Below are 12403 nucleotides of genomic sequence, written 5' to 3'. Positions count from 1 at the left end.
GCTGGCGAAGCTGTCGCCGCGCGGCGAGGAATATGCAGCCGCGGCAGAGCGTATCCTCCGCGGGCTGCATGAGAACTACAGCTCCGGTGAGACGGCAGCGGAAGAAGGTCTAATCATGCAGGGCACGGTGCATTATCCAGAGGGTCGTGGCTTGAATGTGTCGATTATATACGGCGATTATTTCTATATGGAGGCGCTGGCGAAGCTGCGTGGCCGCCCGGGTTTATTTTAGAGAAACGAGAATAAGGGAATCAGGAATGTCACACTTCAAGCGGCGAGTATGCGTGAGTTGCATGAGTAGGCGACCCACCATACAGCCGTTCGAGTGTGCGTGCCTCCTAGTGGGAAAGGGTATTCCTGTCTTGGAGGCGGAGCACACCCTTGGTCTCAGACCGATTTATTTTCGATGCCGGGTGTGCGTCTTAAGATGACAAAGTCGGCCGAGGACTGGTCGGGATATCGCTGAGGAATAATTTCATGTACTTTGAATTCGGGATAGTCGAACAGATAGTCAAAAATATTTCGGTCCTGAATGGTGTTAACTCCTGGATTACCGTTTTCTTTCAAACGAGTGTACAACACAACCCACCCTGACGAAGAGTGCAGAATGTCGTAGAGTGTATTGCGAAAATCCGTTTCATCCGTAATATGATAGAGCACATCCAGACAGACGGTGAGATCAGCTTGCAGGAAACCGCGGTTAATCCATAGACCTGGTGTATATAACATGAAACTTTTGGAGGTATCGTTAGCAAACTTGGAGGCGCATAGACGCACCGACGAGCCGGCTACATCGACACCCAGATACGAATTATAGTTCATATATTGCAGTTGATTGCCATCCCCGCATCCAAATTCAATGACGCTGGAAATACCCTCACGCTGAATCAGTCCATTTACGACCTCTGCCTTGAATTCAGCCAGTACGCCATACGAACCCCTTCCGGATGTCTCGCCTGAGCTATACGTTTGTTCCCAATATCCTTTGTAGTCAAAAGGCTGACTCATGTTTCTCCCCCGATCATATAAATGAATTCAAAATAGTGACTATACATAGGTTATGCGTAATATTTGCAGGTATGAATCAATTGGAAATCGATAGTTCGGATGAATGAATTCCACGAAATCCCCTGAAAATTCCCTGAAAGTCTAAACATCTGGAAAGAACTTGCCGACATTAAACTAAGGAACAAAATGAAAAGAATCGGGGGGAAATGATGTTAAAGCCAAGATTGACCAAGTACATGGTGATGATGCTGGTATTGGTGCTGAGTATTTCCAACGTAGGCTTGGCCGCTGCGGCAGATAAAGAACTGTCCAAAATTGTAGTTTCCAAAAATGAGCTGTCGCTCGAAGTGGGTGATTCCAGTTCGGTTACGGTGACAGGAGTATATACCGATAATACATCGGCTAACGTAACCATCAGTTCTTCCTGGAGTAGCAGTGATACTTCGATAGCGACTGTATATAATGGTGCCATTACTGCCAAAAAGGAAGGTACGGCAACCATTACAACGTCGTATCTGTCTCAGAGTCAAACGGTTCAGGTGAATGTAACCAAAAAGGTTAAAGCCCTTTCCAAAAACGTGCAGTCCCTGGACTTGCGCACAGGGGATAGCAAAGACATTATTTTGACAGCAACTTACAGTGATAATACGACGAATGCAGATGCATCCAAAGTAGCTGAATGGTCATCCGATGACGAAAAAGTGGCAACGGTTGTGAATGGTAAAGTTACTGGACAAAGCGCCGGTACAGCTGTCATCACAGGTAAAGTCGGCAGTCAAAGCGTGACTGTGGATGTTAATGTTGAGGTTGTTAAACGTGTGGATGTGGACAAGAAGCAGGTCAATCTGCTCTTGAACAAAAGCGAAACTGTAAAATTGACAGCCACCTATCCAGATGGCACAACCAAAGATGTAACGGATCTGGCAGAGTGGACGTCAAGTAATGAAAAAGTAGCAGATGTATTAAAAGGTGAAATTACAGGATACTCCGCAGGTTCTGCTAAGATTACAGCCAAATACGGAACGAAATCCGTATCCGTAGATGTGGATGTTGATCTGACAAGCAAACTGAGTGTGGAGAAACAGAGCATTTTCTTCCGTTTGAGCGAGTCCAATAAAACGGCAAATGTAGTATTGACTGCCTCTTACCCGAATAGCGCTGATGTAAATGTAACGGATCAAGCGACATGGACATCCAGCAACGAGAAGGTAGCGACGGTATTCAAGGGACAAGTTACAGCCATTGGTGCGGGTTCTACGACAATTAAGGCAACGTATAGCGGCAAAACAGTGGAAATCACGGTTGACGTTGATACAGCAAGATATCTGGATATTGCGGGTGTCGAAGATAAACTGGCTATGAGTGTTACAGGTGATAACAAAACCAAGAAACTGGTAGCCAATGCAGAATATATTGATGCAAGTACAGAAAACGTAACTTCCAAAGCAACTTGGACATCCAGCAATGCGGATGTTGTATATGTAACTGGCGGCGAGCTGATCGCCTATAAATCTGGAACAGCGACCATCACTGCGGCATACGGCGGCAAAACCGTTAAATTCACAGTGAATGTAGACGTTCCAGACAAGTATGAAATGGACAAGAAAAAAGGTTCTGTAGCCATTGGTGGTACATTATCTGTGAAAGTATTGGCCGTATACGGTGATACATCCAAAGACGTGTCCGAAGATGCGGATTGGAGCAGCAGCAGTGAGAAACTCGCTGAAGTGGACAGTAAAGGTGTCGTGACGGGTATTGCAACAGGTAAAGTAACCATCACAGCCAAAATTGAAGGTAAAACGTTAACTTTGCCTGTTGAAGTAGGCATGGCTAGTGGGCTGGAGGCAGATGTGAACTTTGTGGTGTTGTCCTCCAAGGAAACACAGCAAATCGTACTCACAGCAACGGATGAAGATGGCTTGACCAAGGACGTGTCATCCGATGCAACATGGAAATCAAGCAATTCCCGCGTAGCCGACGTGAAAAAAGGGGTTATCACTGCGAACAGCAGCGGTAAAGCCAATATCACGGCTGAATATGGTTCCAACAAAGTGACCATTCAGGTTGAAGTGGACGTTATTTCACGCATTGAAGCATCCGAACCGGCTCTTTCCCTGAAAACCGGTGATTCCGCAGATCTTACGGTTACCGCATATCTGAGCGATGGCAGTGAGCGTGATGTCACGGACAAAGCGGAATGGAAAACCAACAGCTACAAAGTAGCTCAGGTAACCAAAGGTAAAGTAAAAGCGACAGGTTCAGGTAAAGCAAAAATTACAGCGAAGTACGGCAGCAAGACGGTAACCATTGCAGTCGATGTAGATACACTGAAATATTTGCAAACCGATAAAGTAACCCTGACCATGAAGCCTGGTGACAAAGCAACTCTGGTTGCTACAGCAACGTATGCCGATGGCAGCGAAGCGAACGTATCCAAGCCGGCACTGTGGAAATCTTCCCGTATAGCGACAGCATCGGTGAAGGATGGAATAATCCAGGCCAATGGCAAGGGTAAGGCAACCATTACTGTAACTTACGCAGGTGTGAAAACCAAAGTAACTGTAGTCGTTGAAGCGAAATAATATCTTCAAGTACGAAGGTAAAACAAGCAATTTTATGTACGGTGATGACAGCTTAAATGCTGGCATCACCGTTTTTTTAATGGGAAAAACACAAAAGAACTAACAATACAAAAAAAGAAACGCCCCGGCACTTGTGCATATATCCATACTGGATATAAAAACACAATGTTCCAAGACGTTCCCCGAATCTAAATAATCAATGAATTACATCGTATGAGACAGAACCAGCGCACCGTATGCAAAAGCAATGACGATGAGGATGGCTGGATGCAGCTTGGTCTTGGTCATGACCCAAAGCGAGATCCCTGCAATGATCAATGTCTGCCAAATGCCGATGGAATTGGTGGATACCTGACCGAATTCCCATGTAAGTAAGATCATAAGTACAGCAATAACCGGTTGTACGAGCAACGTCATCCCTTTCACCTTTGGTGAAGTGCGATGCTTGTTCAGTAAACGAAGCAGCAGAATTAACGCGACAGCAGAAGGTACAACTGTGGCAAAACTGGCGATGAATGCGCCAAACCAGCCAGCTACCTGATAACCGACAAATGCGGCAATTTTGGTCGCGATTGGACCGGGAAGTGCATTGCCGATAGCGAGTACATCACCGAATTGCTCGGTGGTCATCCACTTGTAGTGGTTGACCACTTCCTCCTGCATTAACGGAATGGAGGCGGGGCCGCCCCCGTATCCCAAGATATTGGCTACAAAAAATCCCCAAAACAATTCCCACCATGTCTGAAGCATCGCTTAGGATACCCCCTTGTCGGAATCGCGTTTGGATTTGAAACGCTGGACCACATCCAGATGGAAGACGCCATATCCGAGGAAGACGGCAATCACAATACCGGGGTGAATATCCAGCAGCTGCAGCAGTACAAATGCAAGGACACCGAACAGGGCGGCAAAGGTTGTACCGAGTCCCTTCCATGCTTTCTTGGCGAATTCGTATGCCATCATGCCGAGCATGACAAAAATGACCGGGCGAACAGCTGCCACCATGCCTGCTACGATTTTCGATTCGCGCAGCGCGTACATGGAACCAAGCAGCGCAATGATGGCGATGCTCGTCGGCAAAATGTGGGCCAGGACCGACACAATAGCGCCCAGCACGCCCTTCGTTTTATACCCGAGATACGCGGCCATCTTGGTAGCAATGGGACCAGGCAGAGCGTTGGCAATGGCCAAAATCTCGCCAAACTCATCATCGCTCACCCACTTATAGCGGGTAACGGCTTCATAACGGATCAGCGGAATAACCGAGGGGCCGCCGCCATATCCCAAAATTCCGGTTCGTACCATCCCAATGACGAGACCGTTGTAATCTTTCCAACTCATGCTGATTTCCTCCTAGAGTCTCATGCCCATTCGGCTTTTATATCGTTTTAACAACAGCTGTGATTCTACCTTGACGATGCCTGGCATCTTGTAGAGCTTCTCCAGCAGGAACTGCTCCATCTCTTCCATATCTGCAAAAATTCCATGCATGTGCAGGGTACTCGGGCCTGTCATATGATAGAGGCTGGTTACTGCGGGTTCTTCGTCCAGTTTCGCGGCTACTTCATCCAGGAATAGCGGTTCTACATCGACATTGAAAAAGGCAGAGACCTGGAGTCCAACTTTGCCCGGATTAATAACCACGGTGAAGCGTTCAATGATTCCCTTTTCGGATAAGGCATTAATGCGGGCCTGAACGGCCACACGGGACAAACCGATCTGTGCACCCAGATCGGTGTAGGATATCCGGCTATTTTGGTGAAGGGCGGCAATGATTTTACGATCGATTGCATCCAGATTGTGCATTTGCGGGATTTCTCCACCTTTGGAGGAGCGTTTCTCTGACATGATTGACCATCCTTTTTTTTAACTATATAGAATAAAGAATTATGATAGAATCTACGTACAATTTGTATGCAGCATTCATATTTTAATGACGAATCGTAATTGGAGTCAATATATTTATTGTAAATGTTGAATTTATCCGATTCAAAGCTTTCATTTTGTCATTTTTACCAATCAGAGATGATGAATGGGAGCAGGATGCAGGCATGAATCGAAAAAGAGACTGTTCACGGAGCACATCCGTAAACAGTCTTCTATATAAAGTACAGGTTGAAGCGACTTAATGAAAAGTTTTGGGTAGACAAAAGGTAACTACAGTTCCTTCGCCAGGCTCCGAAGATACTACAAGTGTACCTCCGGCTCCACGAGCGCGCTCCTCCATGCTAAATAGACCAACACCGTTACCAGCCGTCGTACTGTTGAACCCTGCGCCTTGGTCCACGATCTTCACAACGGTTGCCTCTTCCGAATCTTCCACCGTCACATGTGCTTCTGACACATCGGCGTACTTGGCTACATTGGTTAACGCCTCCTGGATAATGCGGTACATGGCGATCTCTCGGTTCATCTCCAGCCGTTTTCGCAGATTACATTCCAGCTCCACTTCAATCCCGTAGTGCCGGGTATAGTTCTCGATATACGTGCGAATGGCCGGAACGACACCAAGGTCATCCAGTACGGAGGGCCTCAGCTCCCATGCCATGCCGCGTACATCCTCCATAATGCCCGTAACTTGTTTTCGCAGTGCTTCCACACCAGATTGAGGTTGGTCCGCCAACAGACGATCCATCTGAATAACAAGAGAGAAGAGACTCTGTCCAATGCCGTCATGCAGCTCACGCGAGATGCGACGCCGCTCCTCTTCCTGAATGTTCATGACCTGGGTCATCATCGTCTGTATCTCAGCTTCGACCCGCTTCAACTTGGTTACCTCACTACGAACAGCCAAATACTGATAGGGCTCACCATCGTTATCGAGAAAAGGCACAATCGTTGTATTCACCCAATAATGGCTGCCATCCCTGGCACGGTTACGAATCTCTCCGTTCCACACTCGTCCGGAAGAGATGGTTTCCCACAGGTTTTTCATAAAATTCTTGCCGTGATAACCCGAATTAATGATCCGATGATCCTGGCCGATCAATTCTTCCCGATTATATTGTGAAATTTCGCAGAACTTATCGTTTACATACTGGATCTTTCCTTTGCGGTCCGTGAGGGCTACAATGGACGACTCATCCAGGGCAAACTTCAGATCACTGAGCTGATGCAGGGAACCTTTCAGTCTGCTGCGGAATTCAGTATCTGTAATGTGACTGTCGATTTCCTCTAATAACTGACGCACTGGTTGGTCGGCAAATCCGCTAAGTCTGTTTTTGCGTGTGCTACTCAAAGTTAAGCAACCCCTTTTTCATCGCAAACTTCACCAGTTCCGGTCTGGTTCGAAGGCCGAGCTTCTCCATCAGATTGCTTTTGTGGGATTCAACCGTTTTGACACTGATCACCAGATGTTCAGCGATTTCCTTGTTGGCATAACCCTTGGCAATCCAGGACAATATCTCTTTCTCTCGTTCGGATAACGTGTCATACGGTCCAGCGTTCTCCTGCTTCGCTTTGTCCAGGTATTCACTCATCAGCCGCTTGGTCGCACTCGGGTATAGATAGGCGCTACCTTCTGCTACGGAACGAATAGCGGCAAGCAATTCTTCATGCGGTGCGCTCTTGAGAATATATCCGGATGCTCCCGCGTGGATGGCGCGGAACAGATATTCTTCATCGTCATGCATGGTCAGTATCAAAATGGAGACATCCGGCATCAATTTCTTCAATTCAGCGGTAGCGGTCAGACCGTCTTTGCCTGGCGGCATGCTGAAATCCATTAAGACCACATCCGGCTTCAGTTCTTGTGCCTTGGCAATAGCTTCATCCCCATCGGCCGCGTCTCCAACAATATGTATATCATTCTTTCCGTCGAGCAGGGCGATCAGCCCGGAGCGTACAACTACATGATCGTCGACAACTAATAATTGAATCACATCATTTTCCTCCTGTCCGGTTCCACAGTTCTTTCTTTATCATACCAAAAAAGAAAGCCATTCAGAGGTTAATCTCTGAATGGCTTCGATTCTCTGTATATCGGACAAGAGGAATTAAACTTTAGTTCTCTGTTTTACCGAAACGCTCCTTAATCATGTCTGCAATTTCCTGAACCTGTGCTTCCACGGCAAGTGGATCATAGGGCCAGAAGCGTTCTCCATCAAGTTTGAACACGCGATTATTCTTAACGGCATCCAGGGATGACCAGACCGCTGAACCCTCATCCAGTGAACCTCCGTTGGACAAATCCAGGAAGATATAGTCACCTGCGTAATCTGCCAGCTTTTCCTCGGATATCGCTACGGTATCTTTATCCTGATCAATGAGCTCTTTCTGTACAATGTCTGGTGCTTTCAGTCCGAGCTGTTGATAGATGGCTTGTCCACCGCGATTGACACCATCCCCGTTGATGTACCATTCTTTGCCGAACAGGCTGAAGTTGGAGAAGGTTGTGCCTTCTTTGACCAGTCCTTGGATGGACTCCTTGGCGGCCTCCACTTTTATTTCGAATTGGGATAACCAATCTTTGGCTTCCTTCTGTTTGTTAATGATTTCACCAAAAGTGGTGATCTCCTCATGGACATTGTCGTATGTTCCGTAAGGGATGATGAGTGTGGGTGCGATTTTACGATATTGCTCATTCAGTTTCTCATCTCCACCTACAGTAACGATCAGGTCAGGCTGAAGTGCCAAAATTTTCTCTACAGATCCGCCGTCAATCCGGCCAATGTCTGCCACGCCCTCAACGAGATCAAGCACATATGGGCTTTCCAGCTCATAATCTGGCGCGCCTACAGGCTTGACGCCAAGTGCCAGAAAATCAGCAAGGTAACCTTGCGTAACAATGCGCTGAGGATTCACGGGAATTTCAACGTCTCCGTTAACCGTCGATATGACTTGTGTTTCTGCTTCGCTTGCCGCTGGTTGTTCTTCTGTTACGGCAGGTGCGGAAGCTTTATTTTCTGTCGTTTCTTCAGCTTGGCCTGAGCAGCCAATAATTCCTATCACGAGTAAAAGGATTATGAGCCCGGCCCACCATTTTGATTTAACCCCTGTCATTCTGCTTCTCCCCAATCAATAATGATTATCTTTCTCAATAAAACCTCCTATGTATCGTAGCTTTTGTGCACAAGGATCGTCTATCTCAAAATGTGACCCATTGAGCATGGACAAATGTTACCTGGCCTTAACGCTATTCTCCCGAATCAGGATGTCTACCATAAGTTCAAGCTGCTTCTCCAGAGACAAGGCATCATTACACCAGAATTGTTCCAGCTGGAGAGGGTATATGCGACGATTTCCGTTATTCATAACCTTGCGCCAGCCCGGGCGCTCTCTAAGTTTATCTGGTGAATCGTGATACAGGCCACCTTTGTGTGCCGGAAGAACAAGAAACATATGATCTGCTGCATATTCTGCCAATTGATCTTCTTCGATGTATTGATGATTGTCCGGTTCCAGAACATCACGGAGGATGTTGGGGTGCGGAGTAAGATGAAGTCCATAATACACGTTATAGGCTGCTCTGGCGGTTGCATTCCAGATACAAATGGTGCCGTCTTCCCACAGCTCATACAAACCAACTGTTTCTCCGGGTTTAATAAAATCCTTTAGTCGATCAGATTCGGTTCTGGCCCGTGTTGTGTAATGTTCGATCCAATCTTCTGCTGCCTGTTCTCGTCCTATAATTCGGCCAATCAGACGAACGGTCTCCAGTCGATCCAGTTGATTCCAAGGGAGAACAATAACCTGGGATATGCGTTCAAGTTTTTCGAGCTTGTGCGGCAAGTAGTACAGATAGTCCGGTGCGATGATCAAATCAATCGGTTCAGCGCGCAGTAATTCTTCCACGCCATGTTCATCCAGATCAATTACGTCATGCAGCAGCTCATCCTGGATCAATGGAGAAAGGGCCCAGGGAAGAAAGGAGGCCGCAACGGGTTGAACGCCGAGGGCAAGCAGATCCCCTGTATACTGAACCGTTGCAATCCGTCTCGCACGTGGCTGCAATCGATACTCACTTGGGCTGATCCCGGTGAACTGCTTAAACTTGCGGCTTAAATATAAACCGTCAGCATAGCCTACGAGCAAGGCAATTTCATTCAATGTGGCCTGTGTCGATAGAAGGCATTGCTTTGCCTTATCCATCCGAACTCGGGTCAGATGAGCCTGGAAGCTGCGCCCCACCTGTTTTTGAAAAAATCTAGAGAAATAGCTTGCGTTAAATCCGGTCATGCGGGCAATGTCTTCCCGGGTGAGATGATCGCCATAGTGATGATTAATATAGTAAAGAGCATCCCTAATTACACTGTCCACCATTTCTGTGGCAGGTTTAACAGCCAGCCTGAACAACTCAAGCAGCTCACTCAGTAGAAAATGGGATCGGGCTTCTTCAGTCATGATGCTGCCTGAACGTTTGTCGGTAAGTTCCTGGATAATGGCAAGGATCCGTAGCCCTTGTGAAGTGGCTCCAGTCTTTGATCCATGTGCAGGCAAGTTCTCTGATGTAAGTTCATAGACACGCTTCTCATGGGACTCTTTCGTTAATCCGTATTCCAGAAAGCCGATATGATATACCGTGAAGGCAGAAGCCGGAGTATGTATAAGCTCCAGGGAGCATGGGGGATACAGGAAAAGGGTCTGGCCTTTATGTAAAACGCCATGTATCTGCTCATAGTGGAAGTTAACCGTGGCTGTACAAGTCACCAGGGAAGGAGATTCTATGGAAATAAATCCGGTGTGCTGTGCAGCTTCCCAAGGAATCCCACTGGCATTTGTCAGTACAAGCATATCTGTAGCCTCCTAGCCGCATGTTCTATCTTGAACATATCGATGTATGGACTCGATTATACCAATCTGTGAGAGAGACGTCGACGTACACAGAGGAGTGATTGCAGGGTGACTAATTAACGATTGTCCAACTAAGAATAAACTATAATCAAAAAAGTCTTGTTACTCCCATTAGGAAATAACAAGACTTCTTAGCGTATTCCAGACAGCTGTCTTTATCCGTACACTTTTGGCTGCAGCTGTATAGCGACCTGTTCGGTCTGACGGACCATCTCCGGTGAGAACGTGCAGGGTAATCTGCTGCCAAGGAGCAACACGGCGCCAGGAACACTTCCTTGCTGGAACACAGGCACTGCTATGGCACATACCAACCGCTCCGCAAGCATTAACGGGCAACGACCGGGTGTATGCTCCCCGATGGATTGTGCATCAGATAGAGCGGTGCGTCCAGTCCGAAGCGCTGTGCCAACCAGATCTTGTCCGGGACGCATCTCCATGCGCTTCACACGTTCGTTGCTGGCGCCGGATGTATACTTCCAGCGCAACATCGCGCCGGAAAGACAGGCCAGTCCGCAAAAATCGCTGGAGGTACTCAGGCGCAGGCCGTCGATCATCTCCTGAATGCCAGATGGCAGTTCATCATGCATGGGAGGACACTTCCTTTTTTGGAATCATACCTTACGTTACGGTGTAATCAATAGCAATATCGTTAACCTGTGGTCAGGGAAATCTTAAAATAAGGGTATTTCGCTGTTGCTTCTATTGTAGCCCCTTTTTTCCGGATTGTAATTCAGGGAAAACCCCTATTTCCGTTCTGCAATTTGCTGATCCTGTGTATGGACAGGCATTCAGTCCAGGAACGGTAAGGCTTTTTTCGATTGCGGAGTCGTAAAGGTAGCTCATAAGTGTGATTTATCTCACAGCAAATTCAGGGAGTTTCCCCGTGAGGTTCAGGTAATCCCCCGATAACCCCCACGCTATATTCGCGGTATGATGGATACATAAGGAAACACCGAGGGGGAAGATGGTAATGGGTACGGTATTTAAAGAAAGAACAACCCAGGCGACACAACAAGAACAGACGGAGGCGAGCAAGATGACACGGGAGACAGGTGGAATCCTTTCGTTCGTGACAGCTGAACAATGGGGCTTGATCGAGACGAAGATGCAGCCTAAACGGGTAAAGTCGGGGTACAGTCTCTTTCTGGAAGGCGATGAAGCCGGATACCTGTACTACATTCGCTCGGGAAGAGTGAAGCTGACCAAGTCGACTGAGGATGGGAAAGAAATCATTTTATCGATTCAGCAAACCGGGGATCTAATTGGAGAGTTTGGCGGCATTGGCGGATTATCCCATAGCTATAGTGCAGAGATGGCAGAAAAAGGGGAGCTGGGGATCATCTCGCTCAGCGACTTGGAAAGTGTGCTCAGCAAACACGGTGACCTTGCCTTGAAATTCCTGCAATGGATGGCACTCGCCCAGCGTATCACCCAGTCGCGTTTCCGTGACCTCTTGCTCTATGGCAAGGCAGGTGCACTCGCATCGACGCTCATTCGTGCCAGCAACTCGTATGGCAGAATTACGCCGGATGGCATCGTGCTCGACATGAAGCTGAATCATACCGAATTATCGGAAATGATTGGTGCCACGCGGGAGAGTGTAACGCGTATGTTGGGAGCATGGAAGGAACAGGGGACGCTGGACACCATGGATGGAAAGCTGATGATTCGTGACCTGGCAGCCTTACGCTGTATGTGCGGATGTCCTACATTTCCAAGCTGCCCGGTAGAGCTGTGCCGATTGTAATGAAAGCAAGTTGAATAGTAGTTGTACCTTCGATGGCGATTGGGGTCGTTACGGAGAAATCAAAAAAGCTGATGTCCGATTTACTCGGGGTCAGCTTTTTGGCGTGATATGAGCGGCTTGAAGCAGTGGTATTGAATCGAAAAGTTTAGAGGGTTCAGTTATCCGGGCAGGAAATCAAGAATTGGAAACGAATACATAGTTTGGTTTGCTCAAAATAGGTTGATCAACGTAATTTCAACATTCAAGTAATAAAAGAATCATAAAAAAGGAGTAC

Annotated in this window: 11 protein-coding genes and 1 pseudogene; 3 read left to right on the top strand and 9 right to left on the bottom strand. The window is 47.4% G+C overall.

The window, feature by feature from the left end:
• Positions 1-232, top strand: a pseudogene (locus A6049_RS19745) (glycoside hydrolase family 88 protein); the annotation flags it as partial.
• Positions 233-387: 155 nt separating this feature from the next.
• Here the strand turns inward: A6049_RS19745 and A6049_RS19740 are convergent.
• Positions 388-1008 carry a methyltransferase domain-containing protein gene (locus A6049_RS19740; RefSeq protein WP_063566301.1) on the bottom strand — a complete coding sequence of 207 codons (621 nt, stop codon included), beginning with the start codon at positions 1006-1008 and terminating at the stop codon, positions 388-390.
• 206 nt (positions 1009-1214) lie between these two features.
• Here A6049_RS19740 and A6049_RS19735 point away from each other — a divergent pair, with 206 nt between their 5' ends.
• On the top strand, positions 1215-3590 hold the full coding sequence (locus tag A6049_RS19735) for an Ig-like domain-containing protein (RefSeq protein WP_240321493.1): 2376 nt from the start codon (positions 1215-1217) through the stop codon (positions 3588-3590).
• Between the two features lie 204 nt (positions 3591-3794).
• On the opposite strand, the gene chrA is transcribed toward A6049_RS19735, so the two are convergent.
• From chrA to A6049_RS19695, 8 genes are all read right to left on the bottom strand, one after another.
• Entirely contained in the window at positions 3795-4340 is a 546-nt protein-coding gene (gene chrA / locus A6049_RS19730) for a chromate efflux transporter ChrA (RefSeq protein ID WP_053780063.1), read from the bottom strand.
• 3 nt (positions 4341-4343) lie between these two features.
• Positions 4344-4931: a chromate efflux transporter ChrB gene (chrB, locus tag A6049_RS19725; protein WP_063566299.1), complete on the bottom strand. Its 588-nt coding sequence runs from the start codon at positions 4929-4931 to the stop codon at positions 4344-4346.
• A 12-nt stretch (positions 4932-4943) separates the two neighbouring features.
• Positions 4944-5438 carry a chromate efflux transcriptional regulator ChrS gene (gene chrS, locus A6049_RS19720; RefSeq protein WP_063566298.1) on the bottom strand — a complete coding sequence of 165 codons (495 nt, stop codon included), beginning with the start codon at positions 5436-5438 and terminating at the stop codon, positions 4944-4946.
• 277 nt (positions 5439-5715) lie between these two features.
• On the bottom strand, positions 5716-6828 hold the full coding sequence (locus A6049_RS19715) for a PAS domain-containing sensor histidine kinase (RefSeq protein WP_063566297.1): 1113 nt from the start codon (positions 6826-6828) through the stop codon (positions 5716-5718).
• Complete coding sequence (locus tag A6049_RS19710; RefSeq protein ID WP_053780067.1) at positions 6821-7471, bottom strand: response regulator; 651 nt, start codon at positions 7469-7471, stop codon at positions 6821-6823. The genes A6049_RS19715 and A6049_RS19710 overlap by 8 nt, the downstream gene beginning before the upstream one ends.
• 121 nt (positions 7472-7592) lie before the next feature.
• Positions 7593-8591: an ABC transporter substrate-binding protein gene (locus A6049_RS19705; protein WP_063566296.1), complete on the bottom strand. Its 999-nt coding sequence runs from the start codon at positions 8589-8591 to the stop codon at positions 7593-7595.
• 117 nt (positions 8592-8708) lie between these two features.
• Entirely contained in the window at positions 8709-10322 is a 1614-nt protein-coding gene (locus A6049_RS19700) for a helix-turn-helix domain-containing protein (RefSeq protein WP_063566295.1), read from the bottom strand.
• Positions 10323-10537: 215 nt separating this feature from the next.
• Positions 10538-10969 (bottom strand): GAF domain-containing protein, encoded by a 432-nt coding sequence (locus A6049_RS19695; RefSeq protein WP_063566294.1) that lies wholly within the window; start codon positions 10967-10969, stop codon positions 10538-10540.
• 383 nt (positions 10970-11352) lie between these two features.
• On the opposite strand from A6049_RS19695, the gene A6049_RS19690 reads away from it, so the two are divergent.
• On the top strand, positions 11353-12129 hold the full coding sequence (locus A6049_RS19690) for a Crp/Fnr family transcriptional regulator (protein WP_231952959.1): 777 nt from the start codon (positions 11353-11355) through the stop codon (positions 12127-12129).
• Positions 12130-12403: the final 274 nt, after the last annotated feature.

It is taken from the genome of Paenibacillus sp. O199 (assembly GCF_001636635.1).
GTDB classification, from domain to species: Bacteria; Bacillota; Bacilli; order Paenibacillales; family Paenibacillaceae; genus Paenibacillus; species Paenibacillus marchantiae.
The sequence above is the reverse complement of the archived record's forward strand: the minus strand, read 5'-3'. Positions and strand labels throughout refer to the sequence as shown.

Bases quoted from the DNA above. Each gene is read 5' to 3' on its own strand.
- A6049_RS19740 (WP_063566301.1), bottom strand. From the start codon at position 1,008: ATGAGTCAGCCTTTTGACTACAAAGGATATTGGGAACAAACGTATAGC.
- A6049_RS19735 (WP_240321493.1), top strand. From the start codon at position 1,215: ATGATGTTAAAGCCAAGATTGACCAAGTACATGGTGATGATGCTGGTA.
- chrA (WP_053780063.1), bottom strand. From the start codon at position 4,340: ATGCTTCAGACATGGTGGGAATTGTTTTGGGGATTTTTTGTAGCCAAT.
- chrB (WP_063566299.1), bottom strand. From the start codon at position 4,931: ATGAGTTGGAAAGATTACAACGGTCTCGTCATTGGGATGGTACGAACC.
- chrS (WP_063566298.1), bottom strand. From the start codon at position 5,438: ATGTCAGAGAAACGCTCCTCCAAAGGTGGAGAAATCCCGCAAATGCAC.
- A6049_RS19705 (WP_063566296.1), bottom strand. From the start codon at position 8,591: ATGACAGGGGTTAAATCAAAATGGTGGGCCGGGCTCATAATCCTTTTA.
- A6049_RS19700 (WP_063566295.1), bottom strand. From the start codon at position 10,322: ATGCTTGTACTGACAAATGCCAGTGGGATTCCTTGGGAAGCTGCACAG.
- A6049_RS19695 (WP_063566294.1), bottom strand. From the start codon at position 10,969: ATGCATGATGAACTGCCATCTGGCATTCAGGAGATGATCGACGGCCTG.
- A6049_RS19690 (WP_231952959.1), top strand. From the start codon at position 11,353: ATGGGTACGGTATTTAAAGAAAGAACAACCCAGGCGACACAACAAGAA.